At 64.7% G+C, this 22,943-nt stretch carries 17 protein-coding genes and 1 tRNA gene; 14 read left to right on the forward strand and 4 right to left on the reverse strand.

Going from position 1 to position 22,943, the window contains the following annotated elements:
• The first annotated feature begins 4 nt into the window (after positions 1-4).
• Both rpoB and rpoC read left to right on the forward strand, forming a co-directional pair.
• The gene (gene rpoB / locus ACO05L_RS08490; protein WP_421728747.1) at positions 5-4,117 is read left to right on the forward strand and encodes a DNA-directed RNA polymerase subunit beta; all 4,113 of its coding nucleotides are present in this window, start codon (positions 5-7) and stop codon (positions 4,115-4,117) included.
• A gap of 97 nt (positions 4,118-4,214) precedes the next feature.
• The gene (gene rpoC / locus ACO05L_RS08495) at positions 4,215-8,408 is read left to right on the forward strand and encodes a DNA-directed RNA polymerase subunit beta' (protein ID WP_421728748.1); all 4,194 of its coding nucleotides are present in this window, start codon (positions 4,215-4,217) and stop codon (positions 8,406-8,408) included.
• 73 nt (positions 8,409-8,481) lie between these two features.
• Here rpoC and ACO05L_RS08500 read toward each other — a convergent pair whose 3' ends face one another.
• Genes ACO05L_RS08500 through ACO05L_RS08515 form a run of 4 tightly spaced genes read right to left on the reverse strand, consistent with a single transcriptional unit; the run spans position 8,482 to position 12,946 of the window.
• A complete protein-coding gene (locus ACO05L_RS08500; protein ID WP_421728749.1) occupies positions 8,482-9,357 on the reverse strand; it encodes a hypothetical protein in 876 nt (291 codons plus the stop codon).
• 6 nt (positions 9,358-9,363) lie between these two features.
• Positions 9,364-10,599 (reverse strand): ABC transporter permease, encoded by a 1,236-nt coding sequence (locus tag ACO05L_RS08505; RefSeq protein ID WP_421728750.1) that lies wholly within the window; start codon positions 10,597-10,599, stop codon positions 9,364-9,366.
• A complete protein-coding gene (locus ACO05L_RS08510) occupies positions 10,596-11,312 on the reverse strand; it encodes an ABC transporter ATP-binding protein (RefSeq protein WP_421728751.1) in 717 nt (238 codons plus the stop codon). The genes ACO05L_RS08505 and ACO05L_RS08510 overlap by 4 nt, the downstream gene beginning before the upstream one ends.
• The gene (locus ACO05L_RS08515) at positions 11,309-12,946 is read right to left on the reverse strand and encodes an efflux RND transporter periplasmic adaptor subunit (RefSeq protein WP_421728752.1); all 1,638 of its coding nucleotides are present in this window, start codon (positions 12,944-12,946) and stop codon (positions 11,309-11,311) included. The genes ACO05L_RS08510 and ACO05L_RS08515 overlap by 4 nt, the downstream gene beginning before the upstream one ends.
• A 372-nt stretch (positions 12,947-13,318) precedes the next feature.
• Between ACO05L_RS08515 and rpsL the strand changes: the two genes are divergently transcribed.
• From rpsL to rplA, 12 genes are all read left to right on the forward strand, one after another.
• Positions 13,319-13,693: a 30S ribosomal protein S12 gene (rpsL, locus tag ACO05L_RS08520; protein ID WP_013269204.1), complete on the forward strand. Its 375-nt coding sequence runs from the start codon at positions 13,319-13,321 to the stop codon at positions 13,691-13,693.
• A gap of 69 nt (positions 13,694-13,762) precedes the next feature.
• On the forward strand, positions 13,763-14,236 hold the full coding sequence (rpsG, locus tag ACO05L_RS08525; RefSeq protein WP_421728753.1) for a 30S ribosomal protein S7: 474 nt from the start codon (positions 13,763-13,765) through the stop codon (positions 14,234-14,236).
• 147 nt (positions 14,237-14,383) lie between these two features.
• Positions 14,384-16,465 carry an elongation factor G gene (gene fusA, locus ACO05L_RS08530; protein ID WP_421728754.1) on the forward strand — a complete coding sequence of 694 codons (2,082 nt, stop codon included), beginning with the start codon at positions 14,384-14,386 and terminating at the stop codon, positions 16,463-16,465.
• Positions 16,466-16,551: 86 nt separating this feature from the next.
• Positions 16,552-17,742, forward strand: a complete 1,191-nt coding sequence (tuf, locus tag ACO05L_RS08535) for an elongation factor Tu (RefSeq protein WP_421728755.1) — start codon at positions 16,552-16,554, stop codon at positions 17,740-17,742.
• A 227-nt stretch (positions 17,743-17,969) separates the two neighbouring features.
• A complete protein-coding gene (locus tag ACO05L_RS08540) occupies positions 17,970-18,485 on the forward strand; it encodes a hypothetical protein (protein WP_421728756.1) in 516 nt (171 codons plus the stop codon).
• 161 nt (positions 18,486-18,646) lie between these two features.
• Entirely contained in the window at positions 18,647-18,823 is a 177-nt protein-coding gene (locus ACO05L_RS08545; protein ID WP_421728757.1) for a hypothetical protein, read from the forward strand.
• 51 nt (positions 18,824-18,874) lie between these two features.
• A complete protein-coding gene (locus tag ACO05L_RS08550; protein ID WP_421728758.1) occupies positions 18,875-20,209 on the forward strand; it encodes a hemolysin family protein in 1,335 nt (444 codons plus the stop codon).
• A 244-nt stretch (positions 20,210-20,453) separates the two neighbouring features.
• A tRNA-Trp gene (locus tag ACO05L_RS08555) sits at positions 20,454-20,529 on the forward strand.
• 72 nt (positions 20,530-20,601) lie between these two features.
• Positions 20,602-20,904, forward strand: a complete 303-nt coding sequence (secE, locus tag ACO05L_RS08560; protein ID WP_421728759.1) for a preprotein translocase subunit SecE — start codon at positions 20,602-20,604, stop codon at positions 20,902-20,904.
• Positions 20,905-20,920: 16 nt separating this feature from the next.
• Entirely contained in the window at positions 20,921-21,514 is a 594-nt protein-coding gene (gene nusG, locus ACO05L_RS08565) for a transcription termination/antitermination protein NusG (RefSeq protein ID WP_421728760.1), read from the forward strand.
• A gap of 199 nt (positions 21,515-21,713) precedes the next feature.
• A complete protein-coding gene (gene rplK, locus ACO05L_RS08570) occupies positions 21,714-22,145 on the forward strand; it encodes a 50S ribosomal protein L11 (RefSeq protein ID WP_421728761.1) in 432 nt (143 codons plus the stop codon).
• Positions 22,146-22,148: 3 nt separating this feature from the next.
• Positions 22,149-22,835 (forward strand): 50S ribosomal protein L1, encoded by a 687-nt coding sequence (rplA, locus tag ACO05L_RS08575; RefSeq protein ID WP_421728762.1) that lies wholly within the window; start codon positions 22,149-22,151, stop codon positions 22,833-22,835.
• Positions 22,836-22,943: the final 108 nt, after the last annotated feature.

The following is a 22,943-nucleotide window of genomic DNA, read 5'->3' on the forward strand; positions in this document are numbered from 1 at the left end:
CTGAATGACTGACGTCCACAACGGTCTCACCATCAATGGTCAGATCGCGTCCGCCACGACCTTCACCGGCAAGAAGCGCATTCGCAAATCCTTTGGGCGTATCCCCGAAGCGGTGGCGATGCCCAACCTGATCGAGGTCCAGCGCGCGTCCTACGAGCAGTTCCTGCAACGCGAGGTCCGTCCGGGCGTCCGCAAGGAACAGGGCATCGAGGCGGTCTTCAAGTCGGTCTTCCCGATCAAGGACTTCAACGAACGCGCTGTGCTGGAGTACGTCTCCTACGAGTTCGAAGATCCCAAGTACGACGTTGAAGAATGCATTCAGCGCGACATGACCTATGCCGCGCCGCTGAAGGTCAAGCTGCGCCTGATCGTGTTTGAGGCGGACGAGGAAACCGGCGCCCGCTCGGTCAAGGATATCAAGGAGCAGGACGTCTACATGGGGGACATCCCCCTGATGACGGACAAGGGCACGTTCATCGTCAACGGCACCGAGCGCGTGATCGTCTCGCAGATGCACCGTTCGCCGGGCGTCTTCTTCGACCACGACAAGGGCAAGACCCACTCGTCGGGCAAGCTGCTGTTCGCCGCCCGCGTCATTCCCTACCGCGGTTCGTGGCTCGACTTCGAGTTCGACGCCAAGGACGTTGTCTACGTTCGTATCGACCGCCGTCGTAAGCTGCCGGCCTCGACCTTCCTCTATGCCCTGGGCATGGACGGCGAGGAGATCCTGCGCACCTTCTATGACACCGTTCCCTATGAGAAGCGCGGCGAAGGCTGGGTCACCCCCTACAAGGCCGAACGCTGGAGAGGTGTGAAGCCCGAGTTTGACCTGATCGACGCCGACACGGGCGAAGTGGTCGCCGAAGCCGGTCAGAAGATCAGCGCCCGCGCCGCCAAGAAGCTGGGCGAAACCACCACGTCGCTGTCGCTGGCGGCTGACGCCCTGGTGACCCGCTACCTTGCCGCCGACGCCGTCAACTATGAGACCGGCGAGATCTACGCCGAGGCCGGCGACGAGCTGGACGTCGAGTCGATCGCCCTGCTGGAAGAGCGCGGCTTCACCACCATCGACGTGCTGGACATCGACCACGTCACGGTCGGCGCCTACATGCGCAACACCCTGCGGGTCGACAAGTCGACGGGCCGCGAGGACGCGCTGTTCGACGTCTATCGCGTCATGCGTCCGGGCGAGCCGCCGACCCCCGAAGCCGCCGAAGCCATGTTCAACTCGCTGTTCTTCGATTCGGAACGCTACGACCTGTCGGCCGTCGGCCGGGTCAAGATGAACATGCGCCTTGAGCTGGACGTCTCGGACGAGATCCGCGTCCTGCGCAAGGACGACGTTCTGGAAGTGCTGAAGATCCTGGTCGGCTTGAAGGATGGCCGGGGCGAGATCGACGACATCGACAACCTGGGCAACCGTCGCGTCCGCTCGGTCGGTGAGCTGCTGGAAAACCAGTACCGCGTCGGCCTGCTGCGCATGGAACGCGCCATCAAGGAGCGCATGAGCTCGGTCGATATCGACACGGTCATGCCGCACGACCTGATCAACGCCAAGCCTGCCGCGGCTTCGGTCCGCGAATTCTTCGGCTCCTCGCAGCTGTCGCAGTTCATGGACCAGACCAACCCGCTGTCGGAGATTACTCACAAGCGTCGCCTTTCGGCGCTTGGCCCTGGCGGTCTGACGCGTGAGCGCGCCGGCTTCGAAGTCCGCGACGTTCACCCGACCCACTACGGCCGCATCTGCCCGATTGAGACGCCGGAAGGCCCCAACATTGGTCTGATCAACTCGCTGGCCACCCACGCCCGCGTCAACAAGTACGGCTTTATCGAGAGCCCGTACCGTCGCGTGAAGGACGGCGTGGCCCAGAACGAGGTGGTCTACATCTCGGCCATGGAAGAGGCGAAATACACGATCGCTCAGGCCAACATCGCCCTGAAGGACGGCGAGATCGTCGACGATCTGGTCCCCGGCCGGATCAATGGTGAATCCCAGCTCCTGGCCAAGGAAGCCGTGGACATGATGGACGTGTCGCCGAAACAGGTCGTTTCGGTCGCCGCCGCCCTGATCCCATTCCTGGAAAACGATGACGCCAACCGCGCACTGATGGGCGCGAACATGCAGAAGCAGGCCGTGCCTCTGGTTCAGTCGGACGCGCCCCTGGTCGGCACCGGCATGGAAACCGTGGTCGCTCGCGACTCCGGCGCCGTGGTCGTGGCTCGCCGCGAAGGCGTGGTCGAGCAGATCGACGGCACCCGCATCGTGGTTCGCGCCACGAACGAGCAGGACGCCGGCCGTTCGGGCGTCGATATCTATCGCCTGTCCAAGTTCCAGCGTTCCAACCAGTCGACCTGCATCAACCAGCGCCCGATCGTGCGCGTGGGCGATGAAGTGAAGGCTGGCGACGTCATCGCCGACGGCCCCTCGACGGACCTGGGCGAACTGGCTCTGGGCCGTAACGCCCTCGTCGCCTTCATGCCCTGGAACGGCTACAACTTCGAAGACTCGATCCTGATCTCCGAGCGCATCGTTCGCGACGACGTGTTCACCTCGATCCACATCGACGAGTTCGAAGTGATGGCCCGCGACACCAAGCTTGGGCCAGAAGAAATCACCCGCGACATCCCTAACGTTGGCGAGGAAGCCCTGCGCAACCTCGACGAAGCGGGCATCGTGGCCATCGGCGCCGAAGTCCAGCCGGGCGACATCCTGTGCGGCAAGGTCACGCCGAAGGGCGAAAGCCCGATGACGCCGGAAGAGAAGCTGCTGCGCGCCATCTTCGGCGAGAAGGCTTCGGACGTGCGTGACACCAGCCTGCGCCTGCCGCCCGGCGTCGCCGGCACGGTCGTCGACGTTCGCGTGTTCAACCGCCACGGCGTCGATAAGGACGAGCGCGCCATGTCGATCGAGCGTTCGGAAATCGAACGCCTGGGCAAGGACCGCGACGACGAGCTGACCATCCTGGAACGCAACGTCTATGGCCGCCTGAAGCCTCTGCTGCTGGGCAAGAACGCTACGTCCGGTCCCAAGGGTCTGGGCCGTGGTGAAGTCACCGAAGACAAGCTGGGCGAACTGTCGCGCGGCCTGTGGTGGCAGATCGCCCTCGACGACGAGAAGGCCATGGGCGAGCTGGAAGCCATGAAGGGTCAGTTCGAAGCTGCCCGGAAGGCCCTGGACCGTCGCTTCGAAGACAAGGTCGAGAAGCTGCAACGCGGCGACGAGCTGCCGCCCGGCGTGATGAAGATGGTCAAGGTGTTCGTGGCCGTGAAGCGCAAGCTTCAGCCCGGGGACAAGATGGCCGGCCGTCACGGCAACAAGGGCGTCATCTCCAAGATCCTGCCGATCGAGGACATGCCTCACCTGGCTGATGGCACCACGGTTGACCTGGTTCTGAACCCGCTGGGCGTGCCTTCGCGGATGAACATCGGTCAGATTTTCGAAACCCACCTGGGTTGGGCCTCCGCGGGTCTGGGTCGTCAGATCCAGGGGCTGCTGGAAGCCTGGCAGGACGGGGGCCAGAAGCAGGCTCTGGTCGATCACCTGTCGGACATCTACGGCAAGGACACGCCCCTGCCGGAAGACGAGCACGAGCTGGTCGAGCTGGCGCGCAACCTGTCGAAGGGGGTTCCGTTCGCGACGCCCGTGTTCGACGGCGCGCACATCTCGGACATCGAGGACCTGCTGGAGAAGGCCGGTCTGGAGCGTTCGGGTCAGTCGATCGTCTATGACGGCACGACGGGCGAGCAGTTCAAGCGTCCGGTCACGGTCGGCTACATCTACATGCTGAAGCTGCACCACCTGGTCGACGACAAGATCCACGCCCGCTCGATTGGGCCGTACTCGCTCGTCACCCAGCAGCCGCTGGGCGGTAAGGCGCAGTTCGGCGGTCAGCGCTTCGGGGAGATGGAGGTCTGGGCTCTGGAAGCCTACGGCGCCGCCTACACCCTGCAGGAAATGCTGACGGTGAAGTCCGACGACGTGGCCGGCCGGACCAAGGTCTACGAGGCCATCGTCCGCGGCGACGACAGCTTCGAGGCCGGCATTCCCGAGAGCTTCAACGTTCTCATCAAGGAAATGCGTTCGCTGGGTCTGAACGTGGAGCTGGAGAACGGCTGATCGACCGAATGATCCCTGTCCGCGCAAGCGGGCAGGGACGGTCCCTCGCTTTCTCCACTTTTGAAATTACGCGGCAGTCGCCGCAGAAGGAATCAAGATGAACCAGGAAGTCCTGAACATCTTCAACGCAGTCCCGGTCACCCCGACCTTCGACCAGATCAAGATCGCCCTGGCTTCGCCGGAGAAGATCCGTTCGTGGTCGTTCGGCGAGATCAAGAAGCCGGAGACCATCAACTACCGCACGTTCAAGCCCGAGCGGGACGGCCTGTTCTGCGCCCGTATCTTTGGCCCGACCAAGGACTACGAATGCCTGTGCGGCAAGTACAAGCGCATGAAATACAAGGGCATCATCTGCGAGAAGTGCGGCGTTGAGGTCACCCTGGCCCGCGTTCGGCGCGAGCGCATGGGCCACATCGAACTGGCCAGCCCGGTCGCCCACATCTGGTTCCTGAAGTCGCTGCCGTCGCGCATCTCGCTGATGCTGGACATGGCGCTGAAGGACGTGGAGCGCGTGCTCTACTTCGAAAACTACATCGTCACCGAGCCGGGCCTGACCCCGCTGAAGCAGAACCAACTGCTGACGGAAGACGAGTTCTATCGCTATCAGGACGAGTTCGGCGATGACGGCTTCACCGCCGAAATCGGCGCCGAGGCCGTGCGCAACCTGCTGATGGGCATCGACCTGCATTCGGAAGCCGAGCGCCACCGTGGCGAACTGGCCGACAGCCCCTCGGAAATGAAGGCCAAGAAGGCCTCCAAGCGCCTGAAACTGATCGAGGCCTTCCTCGACAGCGGCAACAAGCCCGAGTGGATGATCCTGACGGTCGTCCCGGTCATCCCGCCGGAACTGCGCCCGCTGGTGCCGCTGGACGGCGGTCGTTTCGCGACCTCCGACCTGAACGACCTGTATCGTCGCGTCATCAACCGCAACAACCGCCTGAAGCGCCTGATGGAGCTTCGCGCGCCTGACATCATCATCCGTAACGAAAAGCGGATGCTGCAGGAATCGGTCGACGCCCTGTTCGACAACGGCCGTCGCGGCCGCGTGATCACGGGCGCCAACAAGCGTCCGCTGAAGTCGCTGGCCGACATGCTGAAGGGCAAGCAGGGCCGCTTCCGCCAGAACCTTCTGGGCAAGCGCGTCGACTACTCGGGCCGTTCGGTCATCGTGGTCGGTCCCGACCTGAAGCTGCACGAGTGCGGCCTGCCCAAGAAGATGGCGCTCGAGCTGTTCAAGCCGTTCATCTATGCGCGCCTTGACGCCAAGGGCCTGTCGGGCACCGTCAAACAGTCCAAGCGCATGGTCGAGCGCGAACAGCCCCAGGTGTGGGACATCCTCGAAGAGGTGATCCGCGAGCACCCGGTCATGCTGAACCGCGCGCCGACGCTTCACCGTCTGGGCATCCAGGCGTTCGAACCCAAGCTGATCGAGGGCAAGGCCATCCAGCTGCACCCGCTGGTCTGCGCCGCCTTCAACGCCGACTTTGACGGCGACCAGATGGCTGTTCACGTGCCGCTGTCGCTGGAGGCGCAACTCGAAGCGCGCGTCCTGATGATGTCGACGAACAACATCCTGTCGCCCGCCAACGGCAAGCCGATCATCGTGCCGTCGCAGGACATCGTCCTGGGTCTGTACTACCTGTCGCTGGTCAAGGACGGCGAACCCGGCGAGGGCAAGCTGTTCGCCAACGTCGGCGAGATCGATGCGGCCCTGGACGCCGGCGTGGTCACCCTGCACACGCGCATCAAGGCGCGCTGGACGGAAATGAACGCTGAAGGCGAAGAGATCACCAAGGTGATCGACTCGACGCCGGGCCGGATGAAGCTGGGCGCCCTGCTGCCCAAGAACCCGAACGTCGGTTACCGCCTGCTCGAGAAGAATCTGACCAAGAAGGAAATCGGCAACCTGATCGACGTGGTCTATCGCCACTGCGGTCAGAAGGCGACGGTGATCTTCGCCGACCAGATGATGGGCCTCGGCTTCAAGGAAGCGGCCAAGGCCGGCATCTCCTTCGGCAAGGACGACATCGTCATTCCCGCCAAGAAGGTCGAGATCGTCGCCGCCACGCGCACCCTGGTCGAGGAATACGAGCAGCAGTACGCCGACGGCCTGATCACCAAGGGCGAGAAGTACAACAAGGTCGTCGACGCCTGGTCCAAGGCGACGGACCGCGTGGCTGACGAGATGATGGGCGAGATCGCTCAGCCTCGCGTCCTGGCCTCGGGTCGTACCGCCGAGATCAACTCGGTCTTCATGATGGCCAACTCCGGCGCCCGTGGTTCGCAGGCCCAGATGAAGCAACTCGGCGGGATGCGCGGCCTGATGGCCAAGCCGTCCGGCGAGATCATCGAGACCCCGATCGTCTCGAACTTCAAGGAAGGCCTGACCGTCCTCGAATACTTCAACTCCACCCACGGCGCCCGTAAGGGTCTGGCCGACACCGCGCTGAAGACCGCCAACTCGGGTTACCTGACCCGTCGTCTGGTGGACGTGGCGCAGGACTCGATCGTCACCGAGGAAGACTGCGGTTCCACGCGGGGCATCACCCTGCGCGCCGTGGTCGAGGGCGGCGACGTCCTGGTCTCGCTGGGTCAACGCGTCCTGGGTCGCTACAACGCCGAGGACATCAAGGCTCCGGGTACGGACACCGTCCTGTTCCCCGCCGACACCTATCTGGTGGAGGACATCGTCGAGGTCATCGACCGTGAAGGCGTTCAGTCGGTCAAGGTCCGCTCGGGCCTGACCTGTGAAGCCGACGCGGGCATCTGCGGCATGTGCTACGGCCGTGACCTGGCGCGCGGCACCAACGTCAACATCGGTGAAGCGGTCGGTGTCATCGCCGCCCAGTCGATCGGCGAGCCGGGCACCCAGCTGACGATGCGGACCTTCCACATCGGCGGTACGGCCCAGGTGGCGGAAACCTCGTTCTACGAGGCGACCAACGCCGGTGAGATCAAGATCGTCGGCCCGACCGTCACGGCCGCTCACGGCGACCTGGTCTCCATGAGCCGCAACGTCCTGGTCACCGTCATGGTCGATGGCAAGGATCGCGAAAGCTACAAGATCCCCTACGGCGGTCGCCTGCGGGTCAAGGAAGGCGAGACGGTCAAGAAGAACCAGCGCCTGGCGGAGTGGGACCCCTACACCACCCCGATCCTGACCGAAGTCGGCGGCGTGGTCCGGTTCGAGGACCTGACCGAAGGCCTGTCGTTCCGCGAGGAAACCGACGAAGCGACGGGCATCGCCCAGCGCGTCGTCATCGACTGGCGCGCCTCGCCGCGTGGCTCGGACCTGCGTCCGGCCATGGGCGTCACCAAGGGTGATGAATACGCCAAGCTGGCCTCGGGCTCCGACGCCCGTTACCTGCTGCCCGTCGGCGCCATTCTCTCCGTCGCCAATGGCGATGAAGTGAAGCCCGGTGAGATCCTGGCCCGTATCCCGACCGAAGGCGCCAAGACCCGCGACATCACCGGCGGTCTGCCGCGGGTGGCCGAGCTGTTCGAAGCCCGTCGTCCCAAGGACTGCGCTGTCATCGCCGAGATGGATGGCCGCGTTGAGTTCGGTCGCGACTACAAGAACAAGCGCCGCATCAAGATCACGCCGGAGCCGGATGCCGATGGCAACCAGGGCGAACCCGTCGAGTTCCTGATCCCGAAGGGCAAACATATCTCCGTCCACGACGGCGATCTGATCCAGAAGGGCGACTACATCATCGACGGCAACCCCGATCCGCACGATCTGCTGCGTATTCAGGGCGTCGAGGCGCTGGCCGAGTATCTCGTGAACGAAGTGCAGGAGGTCTATCGACTGCAGGGCGTGCCGATCAACGACAAGCACATCGAGGTGATCGTTCGCCAGATGCTGCAGAAGGTCGAGATCATCGACTCGGGTGAGACCACCCTGATCCGTGGCGACACGGTCGAAGTGGCTGAAGCCGTGTTCGAGAACGCCAAGGTCGAGAAGCGTGGCGGCCGGATCGCCACCACCCAGCCGGTCCTGCTGGGCATCACCAAGGCGTCGCTGCAGACCCGCAGCTTCATCTCGGCGGCGTCCTTCCAGGAAACGACCCGCGTCCTCACCGACGCCTCGGTCAACGGCAAGGTCGATACGCTGGAAGGCCTGAAGGAGAACGTCATCGTCGGTCGCCTGATCCCGGCCGGTACGGGCGCCTATCTGCGCAGCCTGCAGAAGGTCGCCAACGAGCGTGACGCCCTGCTGACCTCGACGCGTGAAGCCGCCGTCGAGCCTCTGCCGGCCGATCTGCAGCTGGAACTGGCCGAAAGCGAGTAATCGCCCTTCGGACGGACTGAGACGAATGAGGGCGGGACCGGCGACGGTCCCGCCCTTTTCTTTTGAGCGCGGCCTATTCGTTGCCGGGGATGGGCTTCATCCGATCGGGACTGTTTGCGCCCTGGCGGATGTTGGAGGCGGCGCCCTGGCGCAGCGTGGGATCGAGGTGGGCGCCGGCGCAGCCCGTGCCGAAGTTCGATCCGATACAGTCGGCCGGGCCGACCACGCCGACTCCACTGTTCAGCGGCGCGCGTCGGCCTTCGTACTGAGCCAGGGCGCGAGCGCCGTCGCGCGCGAAGCCGGCTTCGCGCCGGGCCTCCGCCGCCGTCATCGTTCGCGGACCCGGCGGGCTGGCCCTTGATGCGGCGGCCCCCAGTTGCTGATCGCAGCGGGCCTGATCGGCGTTCGACAGTCGCCCAGCCATCGTCCGACAGCCGACCGAACTGTCGCGCAGGGCCTGACCGATGGCGGGTTGGTCGTCTTCCGCCTGGACGCGCCAGGGGTCAGGGAGGGACGGGGCGGCGGTCGGCGGACGATCTGCGGGCGGGGCAGGGGCGTCCTGAGGCGGCGTCGCAGCGATGCGTGGAACCGGCGGGGACGGCCGGCGGGCCGATGGGGCGTCATTCGGCCTTGCTGCGACCGGCCGCTTTCGCGCGGTCTCATCGACCAGCATTGGCCGGGGCTCCATCTCCAGAGGGATGGCGTAGAAAGGATCGTTACGCAGAGGCGAGACGCCGCTGATGCCCAGGGCGGAGACGGCAAGCCAGCCGAGGAAGACTGAGTGCAGGCCCAGGGATGCGGCGAGGATGGCTGCGCGGCGAACCTGGGCAGGCGGTGCAGGCCGCGCAGGCGTCGCATCTGTCATCGACCCCTCGTGCATCCGCGCCCCGTCTCCCTGCCGATGTCGATGAGAGGACAGGGCCAGAGTGGCGGGAATGCGGCTGTTCACGTCGCCCTATTCGCGCCTCAGCGCCTCGATGGGATCCAGTTGGGCGGCGCGCCAGGCGGGATAGGCCCCGAACACCACGCCGACGAAGGTCGAAAAGCCGATGGCCAGCGGCGCGGCCCAGGCAGGGATGGCGGCGGGCCAGTCGCCGAAGGTGGACATCAGCAACGCTCCGCCCACGCCCAGCGCCAGGCCGATCAGGCCGCCCAGCAGGGACAGAGCCACGCTCTCCAGCGCGAACTGGGTCAGGACGTCGCTGCGGCGCGCGCCGATGGCCATGCGCAGACCGATCTCGCGCGTCCGCTCGGTCACCGACACCAGCATGATGTTCATGATGCCGACGCCACCGACCACCAGGGACACCCCGGCGACCGCCGCCAACAGGATGGTGAAGGTCGCGGTCGAGGACTGCGCCGCCTCCTGAATTGAGGTCAGGTTCTGGACGTTGAAGTCGTCCTCGGCGCCCGGCTGGATGCGGTGACGTTCCTTCAGCAGACCGTTCACGTCCTGCTCCAACTGATACAGGGCGTCCTCGTCCTCTGCCTTGACGTAGATTTGGTTCACCTGGTCTCCCGACAGGCCCCGGCCGATGATCCGCGAGCGCGCGGCATCCAGCGGCACGACGACGATGTCGTCCTGATCCTGAAAGCCCGACTGGCCCTTGGCGCCCAGGACGCCGATGACCTCGAACGGGATGGGACCGACGCGGATGCGCTGGCCAACCGGATCGACGCCCTCGCCGAACAGCTCGGTGACGACGGTCTGGCCGATGACGGCGACCTTGCGCCCGCTTTCCGCGGCGGCCTCGTCGAACATCTGGCCCTGGGTGACGGTCAGGTCGCGGGCGACCAGATAGTCGGGCGTGACGCCCTCAATCCGGCTGGACCAGTTGGCGCCGTTGAAGACCAGTTGCGCATTGCCGTTCACGGCGGGGGAGACCGCCAGAACGCCGTCCAGCTCGCGGATCGCCATGGCGTCCTTGGCCGTCAGGGAGGTGCCGCCGCCGCCCGCGCCGCGCACGAACCCGCCGCCCGCGCCACGCGGCGCGCCCGAGCGGACGACCAGCATATTGGTGCCCAGACTGGACAGGGCCTTCTCGACATTCTGCTGAGCGCCCAGGCCGATGGAGGTCATCATGATGACTGCCGCCACGCCGATAACGACGCCCAGAGAGGTGAGGGCGCTGCGCATCGGGTGAGCGGTGATGGCGCCCAGGGCGAAGCGGACAAGCTCCATCGGGTTCATGAGGGATTCCTCTCGTCCGAGACGATATGGCCGTCGCGGAAGGCGACGCGGCGCTTGGCGCGGGCGGCGACCTCGTTGTCGTGGGTGACGATGCACAGCGTCAGCCCCTGTTCGTTGAGCTCGTCGAACAGGGCCAGGACCTCTTGGCCCGTGTTGGTGTCAAGCGCGCCGGTCGGTTCGTCGGCCAGCAGCAGGTCCGGCTGGTTAGCCAGGGCGCGGGCGATGGCGACGCGCTGCTGTTGGCCGCCCGACATTTGCGTCGGCCGGTTGCCCAGCCGGTTGCCCAGGCCGACACGGGTCAGCAGTTCGATCGCCCGTTCCTTGCGCTCGGCCGGTTCGACGCCGCCGTAGATCATCGGCAGTTCCACGTTCTGCACGGCCGTCAGACGCGGCAGCAGCTGGAAGGACTGGAAGACGAAGCCGATGCGGCGGTTTCGGAAGCTGGCCAACTGGTCGTCGTCATATTCGGCGACCGAGTCATTCTCGAACCGATAGGCGCCGCTGGACGGGCGGTCGAGACCGCCCAGCACATTCATCAGCGTCGACTTGCCAGAGCCGGACGGGCCGATGATGGCGACGTGTTCGCCGCGCTGGATCGACAGGGAAACCCCGGCCAGGGCGTGGATGGTCTCGTCGCCCATGACATAGGTCTTGGTGAGGGCCTCGATCTCGATCATCGGGCCGGCGGACGCGAGGGCAGGGGCGCGGCTCATCGGGGCGGTCCGCCTGCGCCGCCGCCGATACCGCCCACGCCGCCTACTCGACGTTGGGCCTGCTGTTGCGCCGCCGCGCTGGGAGCCGTGGCGCGAGGACCGCCGCCGGTGATGACCTGATCGCCTTCCTTCAGTTCGCCGCCCGAGATTTCGGTATAGGAGCCGTCGGTGCCGCCCAGGCGCACGGGAATCTGAACCGGCTTGTCGTCACGCAGGATCCACAGCACGCCCCGTTCGCCGCCACCAGCCAGCTGGCCGCGCAGGGTCTCCAGCGTCTGCTGTTGATCAGGGCGGAGCAGGGGTTTGATCTCGTCGAAGGCCTTATTGTAGGCGGCCGTCACGGCGGGGTTCGGACCCCGGCGCTGTCCGCCCGCCGCTCCGCCCGCACCGCGAGCGCCGCCGCCCTGAGCGCGGAAGCTGCTACGAACCTCCTGCTGCACGCGCTCGATGATCGGATCGACCTGGGCCTTCTGGGCGGCGTCGAGATTGAGCTGTTCGGTCATCTGGGCCAGGCGATTGCCTCGGCCGCCGCCCTGGCCCTGGCCTTGTCTGCCTTGCGCGCGTTGCCCACCGGCTGCGCCGCCGAAGGGCGAGGCGCCTGCCGTCGGGGTCTGTGCGGTCATGCCCGCCGGGGTGAAGCGCAGGGCCGAGTTGGGGACGCGCAGCACATTGCGACGCTCCTCCAGTACGATCTCGGCATTGGTGGTCATGCCGGGTAGCAGCTTCTCACCCGGATTATTGGCCTCGGCGACGACCGTATAGGCGACGACGCTGGATTCAGCGGCGGGCAGGACGCGGATCTGGGTCACCTCGCCGACGAAATTGTCGCTGGGGAAGGCGTCGACGGTGAAGCGGACGGGCTGGCCGACCTTGACCGAGCCGATGTCGGCCTCGTCCACCTTGATCAGGGTCTGCACGCGCGACAGGTCCTGGGCCAGGGTGAACAGCACGGCGACGTTCAGGCCGGAGGCGACGGTCTGGCCGGGTTCGATCTGGCGGTCGATGATGATGCCGTCGATAGGGGCGACGATGGTGGTGCGTCCCAGGGTCGCCTGGTTGGCCCGCAGCGAGGCCTGCTGCTGGGCGACCTGGGCCTGGGCCTGACGCACCGAAGCGTTGGCGGTGCGCAGCGAGGCGTTGGCTGTATCCAGCGCCGCCTGGGCGACGATGCCACGGTCGAAGAGGAATTTCTGGCGGTCGTATTCCGCCTGGGCCAGGGCGACCTGGGCCTGGGCGGTCGAGACACCGGCCTGGGCCGACAGGATCTGGGCCTGGGACTGTTCGACGGCCGAGCGCTGGTTCTGCGGATCGAGGATGGCCAGCACCTGGCCCTTCTTCACATGGTCGTTGTAGTCGACCAGCACCTGGGTCACCTGACCCGAGATCTGCGAGCCGACCTCGACGGTGACCAGGGCCTCGAGCGTGCCGGAGGCCGAGACGCTGCGCACGATCTCGCCACGCTGGACCGCCTCGGTGCGGTAGGGGTCAGCCTTGCCGTCGCCGCGCAGGAAGAAGAACCAGACGGCGACGCCGATCACGAGCAGAGCGCCCAGGCTCAGCCACAGCGCCGGGCCCTTGGGCCTGCGGATGCGGGGCTTCTTCGTCGAACCGGCGGAGAACGGCGTGGAGGTCATGGTCGGTCAGTCTTCTGGTGCGCCGTCGAGAGCGGCCGTGTTAGCTTCTTAACGATGCAGGCGCCGGTTTCCGTCGCATGGGCACACATAATGCCGGGCGCTGTCGAACTCTTGACCCAAACCGCCTTCGCAGGTAAACGCGCCAGACTTTCGAGGCCATGGGATTCGTCTCTCGCCGGGATCGTGACAATCTGACGGACGGGCTGTGCCCGCCGGAACGCCCAAAGCGCGCGTTCCGGTTTTTCTGTTTGGGCGCACGATCTTCCTCGCAAAGACCCCGGGCGGCGCCGTCGGCGCTGTCCAAAAGAAGGAAACCGAGGCGCTTCGGCCGACAGGCACACGCTTCCATCAGACGTCGAGAACGAGTTTCGAATGCCTACAATCAACCAGCTGATCCGCAAGCCCCGCAAGCCCAAGCCCGTGCGCAACAAGGTGCCGGCCCTGGAAGGCTCGCCCCAGCGCCGCGGCGTCTGCACCCGCGTCTATACGACGACCCCCAAGAAGCCCAACTCGGCTCTGCGTAAGGTCGCCAAGGTCCGTCTGGCGAAGTCCGGCTATGAAGCCGTTTGCTACATCCCCGGTGAAGGCCACAACCTGCAAGAACACTCGGTTGTTCTGATCCGCGGCGGCCGCGTGAAGGACCTTCCCGGCGTGCGTTACCACATCCTGCGCGGCGTGCTCGATACGCAAGGCGTCAAGGACCGCAAGCAGCGTCGTTCGCACTACGGCACCAAGCGTCCGAAGTAAGCCGAACCGCTCCACCCGATTCAGCCGGTTCACCTCGGCTCACCAAGAACGATTTAAGAGGCCTAGCCCATGTCACGTCGCCACCGCGCCCAGAAACGCGAAGTTCTGCCGGATCCCAAGTACAAGGATCTGACCGTCACCAAGTTCATGAACTACGTCATGTACGAGGGCAAAAAGGCCGTCGCCGAAAACATCGTCTATGGTGCGTTCGACATCCTGGCCGACAAGAAGAAGGACTTCGAGCCGGTCGTGACCTTCCACACCGCTCTGGAAAACGTCCAGCCTTCGGTCGAAGTCCGTTCGCGCCGCGTCGGCGGCGCCACCTATCAGGTGCCTGTCGAGGTTCGCCCCGACCGTCGCCGCGCCCTGGCCATCCGTTGGCTGGTGAACGCTGCGCGCAAGCGTGGTGAGAACACCATGACCGAGAAGCTGGCCGCCGAGCTGCTGGACGCCTCCAACAACCGCGGCACCGCGGTCAAGAAGCGTGAAGACACCCACAAGATGGCCGAAGCCAACCGCGCCTTCAGCCACTACCGCTGGTAGGCGTCTTAAAACCGCCCTCTACGGTGACTATCTACTGACTATCCGGCGCGGGTGATTTCAGCTAAATCGCCCGCGCCCGCTTATCCAGAACCGTTCGATCTTCCCGAGGGCGCCTGAGCGTCCTGAAAATTTTCAAGGCACGCTTTCATGGCCCGTACTCACAAAATTGAGGACTACCGCAACTTCGGCATCATGGCCCACATCGATGCGGGCAAGACGACGACGACCGAGCGGATTCTGTTCTACACCGGCAAGAACCACAAGATGGGCGAGACGCACGACGGCGCGTCCACCATGGACTGGATGGATCAGGAACAAGAGCGCGGCATCACCATCACGTCCGCCGCGACGACCGCTTTCTGGAAGGGCAAACGCCTCAACATCATCGACACTCCAGGCCACGTGGACTTCACCATTGAAGTCGAACGTTCGCTGCGCGTCCTCGACGGCGCCGTGACCGTTCTGGACGGCAACGCCGGCGTTGAGCCCCAGACCGAAACCGTCTGGCGCCAAGCCGATAAGTACAATGTTCCGCGCATCGTCTTCGTCAACAAGATGGACAAGATCGGCGCCGACTTCGCCGCTTCGGTTCAGTCGATCCGCGACCGTCTGGGCGCCAAGGCTGTGCCGATCCAACTGCCGATCGGCGCAGAGAACTTCCTGAAGGGCGTCGTCGACCTGGTCGAGATGAAGTCCTACACCTGGGAAACCGACGCCGTTGGCGCCGACGCCGTCATCGGCGACATCCCTGCCGACATGGCTGACGAATGCGCCGCTGCCCGTCAGTACTTGATCGACAACGCCGTCGAACTCGACGACGAGGCCATGGAAGCCTACCTCGGCGGCGAAGAGCCCTCGGTGGAAGTGCTCAAGAAGTGCATCCGTAAGGCCGTGCTGACCGGCGCCTTCTATCCGATCCTGGGTGGATCGGCCTTCAAGAACAAGGGTGTTCAGCCCCTGCTCGACGCCGTCATCGACTACCTGCCTTCGCCGACCGACATTCCCGCGACGCCCGGCATCGACTTCAAGACCGAAGAGCCTGTCACGCGTAAGGCTTCGGACGACGAGCCCCTGTCGGTTCTGGCGTTCAAGATCATGGACGACCCCTTCGTTGGTTCGCTGACCTTCTGCCGCCTGTACTCGGGTAAGATGGAAACGGGCATGAGCCTGCTGAACTCCAGCCGCGACAAGCGTGAGCGCGTCGGCCGGATGCTGCAGATGCACTCCAACGACCGTCAGGACATCAAGGAAGCCTACGCTGGCGACATCGTCGCCCTGGCCGGCCTGAAGGAAACCCGCACCGGCGACACCCTGTGCGATCCCCTGAAGTCGCCCGTCATTCTTGAGAAGATGGAATTCCCGGCGCCCGTGATCGAGATCTCGGTCGAGCCCAAGACCAAGGCCGACCAGGAGAAGCTCGGCGTGGCTCTGGCCAAGCTGGCTTCGGAAGATCCCTCGTTCACCGTCTCGACGGACCACGAGTCGGGCCAGACCATCCTGAAGGGGATGGGCGAGCTTCACCTGGACATCAAGATCGACATCCTGCGCCGTACCTACAAGGTCGACGCCACGATCGGCGCCCCGCAGGTCGCCTACCGTGAATCGCTCGGCCGCAAGGTCGACATCGACTACACCCACAAGAAGCAGACCGGCGGTACGGGCCAGTTCGCCCGCGTCATGATTACCTTCGAACCCGGCGAGCCGGGCTCGGGCTTCGTGTTCGAGAACACCATCGTCGGCGGCGCCGTGCCCAAGGAATACATCCCAGGCGTTGAAAAGGGCCTGAACTCCATCAAGGACAGCGGTCTGCTGGCCGGCTTCCCGCTGATCGACTTCAAGGCCAGCCTGACGGACGGCAAGTACCACGACGTCGACTCCAGCGTGCTGGCGTTCGAAATCGCGGCCCGCGCCGCTTTCCGCGAACTGAAGGAAAAGGGTGCTCCCAAGCTGCTCGAGCCGATCATGGCGGTTGAGGTCGTGACCCCCGAGGAATACCTCGGCTCGGTCATCGGCGACCTGAACGGCCGTCGCGGCATGATCCAGGGTCAAGACATGCGCGGCAACGCCATCGTCATCAACGCCTTCGTGCCGCTGGCCAACATGTTCGGCTATGTGAACACGCTTCGCGGCATGTCGCAGGGCCGCGCCCAGTTCACCATGCAGTACGACCACTACGAGCCGGTGCCGCAACACGTCGCCGACGAAGTGATCAAGAAGTATTCCGCCTAAACCCCAACATCCCAGCGGGCTTCGGTCCGCTGGATACCCCCTGAAAACCTGAATATGCCCCCTGTTCAGGGGACGGAGAGAAGAAAATGGCCAAGGAAAAGTTCGAACGCACCAAGCCGCATTGCAACATCGGCACGATCGGTCACGTTGACCACGGCAAGACGACGCTGACGGCGGCGATCACGATGACCCTGGCCAAGGCCGGTGGCGCCAAGGCCATGGCCTATGCCGACATCGACGCGGCTCCGGAAGAAAAAGCCCGCGGCATCACGATCAACACCGCGCACGTGGAATATGAGACGGCCAACCGTCACTACGCCCACGTCGACTGCCCCGGCCACGCCGACTATGTGAAGAACATGATCACCGGCGCCGCCCAGATGGACGGCGCGATCCTGGTGGTGTCGGCCGCCGACGGCCCGATGCCGCAAACCCGCGAGCACATCCTGCTGGCCCGTCAGGTCGGCGTGCCCGCCCTGGTCGTGTTCATGAACAAGGTCGACCTGGTCGACGACGCCGAGCTGCTGGAACTCGTCGAAATGGAAGTGCGCGAGCTGCTTTCGTCCTACCAGTTCCCGGGCGACGACATTCCGATCACCATGGGTTCGGCCAAGGCCGCGACCGACGGCGTGAACCCGGAAATCGGCGAACAGCGCGTGCTGGCCCTGATGGAAACCGTCGACGCCTACATCCCGCAACCGGAACGCCCGGTCGACCTGCCCTTCCTGATGCCGGTCGAAGACGTGTTCTCGATCTCGGGCCGCGGCACCGTGGTCACGGGTCGCGTCGAAAAGGGTATCGTCAAGGTCGGTGAAGAAGTCGAAATCGTCGGCATCCGTCCGGTCCAGAAGACGACCTGCACGGGCGTCGAAATGTTCCGCAAGCTGCTGGACCAGGGTCAAGCGGGCGACAACGTCGGCGTGCTGCTGCGCGGCACCAAGCGCGAAGACGTCGAGCGCGGCCAGGTTCTGTGCAAGCCCGGCTCGATCACGCCCCACACCAAGTTCGTCGCCGAAGCCTACATCCTGACCAAGGAAGAAGGCGGCCGTCACACGCCGTTCTTCACGAACTATCGCCCGCAGTTCTACTTCCGCACCACGGACGTGACCGGCATCGTTCACCTGAAGGAAGGCGTCGAGATGATCATGCCCGGCGACAACGCCGAGCTGAACGTCGAGCTGATCACGCCCATCGCCATGGACCAGGGCCTGCGCTTCGCCATTCGCGAAGGCGGCCGGACCGTCGGCGCCGGCGTCGTGGCCAAGATCACCGAGTAGTTACGCGCTAACGCTCGGCTCGCGGAGCCTCGCTCCTTGAGCGCGATCGACGAGTGAATACAGACCGGCCCCGGAGAGCGATCTCCGGGGCCGTTTTGCGTCCGGGGCAAGCGCGGGGCTCGCGGGCGGCTAAAGTCGCATCTCGCCGTTATTTTTCCCGATGACAGAGGTCTCTCCACAGGCGTAGCGTCGAGACGGCGCCGTTGGAAGGCGACCGGGGGGAAGACATGATCCTGCGCAACCTTTGCATCATCGGCCTGAGCGCCATCGCGCTCTCGGCCTGCGGCGGCGATTCCAGTGAAACGGCAGCGCCTGCCGATGCGGCCGCCACGACGGCGGCCCTGACCCTGGACGGGGAGGGGCTGCGCGCGCCTTCCGGTCTGATCGCCTTTGGCGCGCCTGCGGCAGAGGCCATTGCCGCGGCGACCGCGGCTCTGGGCTCCGAGCCGACAACAACCCCCAACCCCGACTGCCCGACCGGCGCGACCGACGACTACGCCTGGGGCAACAGGCTGGCGCTCATCACGCGTGACGGCGCCTTCATCGGTTGGCATTCCAGCGAATCCGGTCCGACGACGTCCTCAGGGATCCACACGGGATCGGCCAAGACAGACGCCTTCGAAGTCGTGCCCTCGAACTTCGAGCAGACCCAGATCTCGGTTGACGGCGTCAGCGGCTTCCTGAACGCGGACAATGCGACCGTCGGCGTTCTGTATTCGGGCGACACCTGCATAGCGGGCTGAACCGACACTGAAACAGGGTCAGGGGCCGCCGGTGTGAATCGGCGGCCTTCGCTTGTCTTGAAGTTGTTCACCATTCTCTACGCCTCACGCGCGACTAGGCTTGCGAAGGCGTCCGGGATATCGCCTAGGTTCAAAATCTGACGTTAGGATTTTGTTAACCCATGCGGCGCGCGCTCCATATCGGACTGTTCATCGGCACGTTGATCGGCATGTCGGCCTGCGCTTCGGCCCCCGGCGGGCCCGAATCGAGCGGCGCCTATGGCTCGATCGAGGCGGGTTCGACCCACAAGGCCGAGGCCGTCAAGGAAAGCGTGGCGGAAAACCCACTGATCGGTTAGGGTTCGACAGCGGATGCCGACTGTTGCGCCGCGCTGGTCTCCTCCTCCTAGATGTTACTGCTCGCTATTGTCGTCGTTCTGCTCCTGGTGGTGCTAAACGGCCTATTCGCCATGACCGAACTCGCGGTCGTGTCGTCGCGCAAATCCAAGCTGCAGAGCCGGGCGGAAAAAGGGGACAAGGGGGCGCGCGCGGCCCTGAAACTGTCCGAGGAACCCACCCACTTCCTGTCGGCGGTCCAGGTCGGCATCACCTTGATCGGGATTCTGGCGGGCGCCTACGGCCAGGCGACCATCGCCGGCGAACTGGACAAGATTCTGGAAGTCAGTTTCCCGGGCCTGATCGCCTATACCCAGATATTCTCGACTGCCTTGGTGGTCATCTGCATCACCTATGTCTCGCTGATCGTGGGCGAGCTGGTGCCCAAGCGAATCGCGCTGATCTTCCCCGAGGCGGTGGCCTCCAAGATGGCGGCGCCAATCTCGACCCTGGCCATCGTGCTAAAGCCCTTCGTCCTGCTGCTGACGGCTTCGACCTCGGGGATTCTGAAGCTGTTGGGCGTCAAGGATCGCGACGGCTCCGACGTGACCCAGGAAGAAGTCGAGACCATGATCGCCGAGGGGACCTCGGCCGGTCTGATCGAGCCTGAAGAACAGGAGATGATCGAGGAAATCCTGCGCCTCGGCGACCGCCCGGTGCGGGTGGCCATGACGCCGCGCACGGACGTCTACTGGGTCGCGCTGGACGACACGCCCGCGGTTTTGCGCGAGGAAATCCGCGTCTGCCCCTATTCGCGCATCGTGGTGGCCAAGGACGGCGACCTGGATCACCCCCTGGGGGTGGTTCACAAGAAGGATCTGCTGGACGCCCTGCTGACGACCGGCGAGCTGAATGTGCCGGATCACATCAAAGAGCCCGCCTTCATCCCTCAGTCGACCTCGGTGCTGAAGGCGCTGGAGATCCTGAAGGGCACCCACGTCCACATGGCCTTCATCGTCGACGAATACGGCGCGTTCGAAGGCGTGGTGACGGCGACCGACATCCTGGAAATGATCGCCGGCGACTTTAACGAGGGTCACGACGACGACCACGCCTATGTGCGCCAGCGCGAGGATGGCAGTTGGCTGGTCGATGGCCGGACTGATCTGGACGAGCTGTGCGATGTGCTGGGCGAAGATTTCGGCGAGAATGAAAGCTTCCACACCGTGGCGGGTCTGGTTCTGCACCAGCTGTCGCGGGTGCCCGACGAGGGCGAGATTCTGCAGCTCGGACGATTCGAGGTCGAGATCATCGACATGGACGACCGCCGCATCGACAAGCTGCTGTTCAGGCAACTGATCAGAGCCGAGGACGAGAAGAAGGCGATTCAGGACCATAACGAGGGCTGATCCTCCCCCCTGACGAAGCGGCGGGGGAGGGGATCACGGCCCGATTGGATCGTGGTGTCAGAGGTCTTGCCCGAATCCGGCGTTTGGGGCTGGCCCCCTCCATCGCTGCGCGGTTCTCCCTCCGCCAAAGGGGGAGGAATAGGCCGGATTGTCCTTGAAATGTCTGGCCCGGTGGGGCATACGCCGCGGTCTGGCGAAGAACAACGCGCCGGTGGGTTCGCCCCCGGCGCTTCGTGTTTTGTCTAGGAGCTTAGCTCAGCTGGTAGAGCACCGGTCTCCAAAACCGGGGGTCGTGGGTTCGAATCCCCCAGCTCCTGCCATTTCCCCCCTGTCGCCGCCGGATGGGCCTCCCCATCTGGCGGGGACAGGTTCGTTTGATCAAAGAGACCCCGATGGCCAAGACTCCCGGCAAGCCGACACGGCCCGGCTTCCGTCCCGGCAAAGGGCCGGTCGCGGCAGGCGCTCCGGCGACCGTCACCATCGACGCTCCTTCGCCCAAGAAGAAGACCTCGATCCCGCAGTTCTTCAGCCAGGTTCGCGCCGAAGCTCGCAAGATCGTCTGGCCCAGCCGCAAGGAAACCTGGATCACTTCGGTCATGGTCTTCGTCATGGTGGTGATCGCCTCGGCCTTCTTCTGGATCGTCGATACGGGCCTGGGTTTCGCGTCGCGCTACATTCTCGCCATTGGCCAATAATCAAGGAGTCGCGCACATGACTGATGCAGCGCCCATTTCCGGCGAGACCGCAAAGCCGGCTTCAAACCCCCGGCACAAGTGGTACATCGTCCACGCCTATTCGAACTTCGAAAAGAAGGTCGCCCAACACATCCGCGACCAGGCCAAGCAGCGCGGCCTGGAAGAGCGGTTTTCCGAGATCCTGGTGCCGACCGAAGACGTCGTCGAGGTCCGTCGTGGCCGCAAGGTGAACTCCGAGCGCAAATTCTTCCCCGGCTATGTGCTGGTGAAGATGGAGCTGACCGACGAGGCCTATCACCTGGTGAAGGACACGCCCAAGGTCACGGGCTTCCTGGGCGCAGCGGGCGGCACCAAGCCCCTGCCGGTCTCGGAACGTGAGGTCCAGGCGATCATCGGCGCCGTGGAAGAGGGGGTCGAGCGTCCCAAGCCCACCATCCGCTTCGACATCGGCGAGACCGTCAAGGTCATCGACGGACCCTTCGCCAGCTTCGACGGCCAGGTCGAGAGCGTCGACGAAGACGCCGCCCGCCTGCGCGTCGCGGTGTCGATCTTCGGTCGGCCTACGCCGGTGGATCTGGAATACAATCAGGTCGAGAAGAGCGCGGCTTAAGGCTTCGCTCCGATCCAGGATTTGCAGCGGCGGTCCCTTGGGGCCGCCGTTTGCTTTTAAGGGCCGCGTGGGGTACACGCGCGCCTCGCTCTGAACAGGGCGGCGAGGGGAGACCTTCGTAAATCCGTGGGAGGCAGCCATGCCAGACCACGGCTCACCGGCCCCGATTAGCTTCGGGGTCATTCAGTAGGAGAGACCAATGGCCAAGAAGATCCTCGGCTATATCAAGCTGCAGGTGCCCGCCGGTTCGGCAACACCTTCCCCCCCGATCGGGCCGGCACTCGGTCAACGCGGCGTCAACATCATGGGCTTCGTCAAGGAGTTCAACGCCCGTACCGAGAAGGAAGTCAAAGGCACCCCCCTGCCGACCGTGATCACGGTCTATCAGGACAAGTCGTTCACCTTCGTCACCAAGACCCCGCCCGCGACCCACTTCATCAAGCAGGCGGCCGGCATTACCTCGGCTTCCAAGCTGCCGGGCCGTGAAGTCGCCGGCAAGATCACGCGCACGCAACTGCGCGAGATCGCCGAGAAGAAGATGAAGGATCTGAACGCCAACGACCTCGACGCGGCGACGAAGATCATCGAAGGCTCGGCTCGCGCCATGGGCCTGAACGTGGTGGAGGCTTAAACCATGGCTAAGCAAACCAAGGCTCACAAGGCCCGCACCGGCGACACCCTGACGCCGATCTCGTTCTCCGACGCCATCAAGGCCGTCAAGGACAACGCCAAGGCCAAGTTCGACGAATCCATCGAGATCGCCGTCAACCTGGGCGTCGATCCCCGTCACGCCGACCAACAGGTCCGTGGCGTCGTCAACCTGCCGTCGGGCACCGGCCGTGACGTTCGCGTCGCCGTCTTCGCCAAGGACGCCAAGGCTGACGAAGCCCGCGCAGCCGGCGCTGAGTACGTCGGCGCCGAGGATCTGTACGAACAGATCAACGGCGGCCTGATGGACTTCGATCGCGTCATCGCCTCGCCCGACATGATGGCCCTGGTGGGTCGTCTGGGTAAGGTGCTGGGTCCGCGCGGCCTGATGCCCAACCCCAAGGTCGGCACCGTCACGCCGAACGTCGCGCAAGCGGTCAAGGACGCCAAGGGCGGCGCGGTCGAGTTCCGCGTCGAAAAGGCCGGTATCGCTCACGGCGGCATCGGCAAGGTCTCCTTCACCCAGGAAGCCCTCGAAGCCAACGTCAAGGCTTACGTCGACGCGCTGCAACGCGCCAAGCCGACCGGCGCCAAGGGCACCTACATCAAGCGTATCAGCCTGTCCTCGACGATGGGCCCGGGCTTCAAGATCGACCCGGCCTCGCTGGCCTAGGTTCGAGCTTCAGCTCTGAAATGACGACGGCGGCGGAGAGCAATCTCCGCCGCCGTTTTCGTTTGAGGTCCGACTGCGTTGTGGATTGGCGCGCGGATCGGAAGTCGT

It is taken from the genome of Brevundimonas sp., assembly GCF_965227765.1.
Classification (GTDB): domain Bacteria; phylum Pseudomonadota; class Alphaproteobacteria; order Caulobacterales; family Caulobacteraceae; genus Brevundimonas.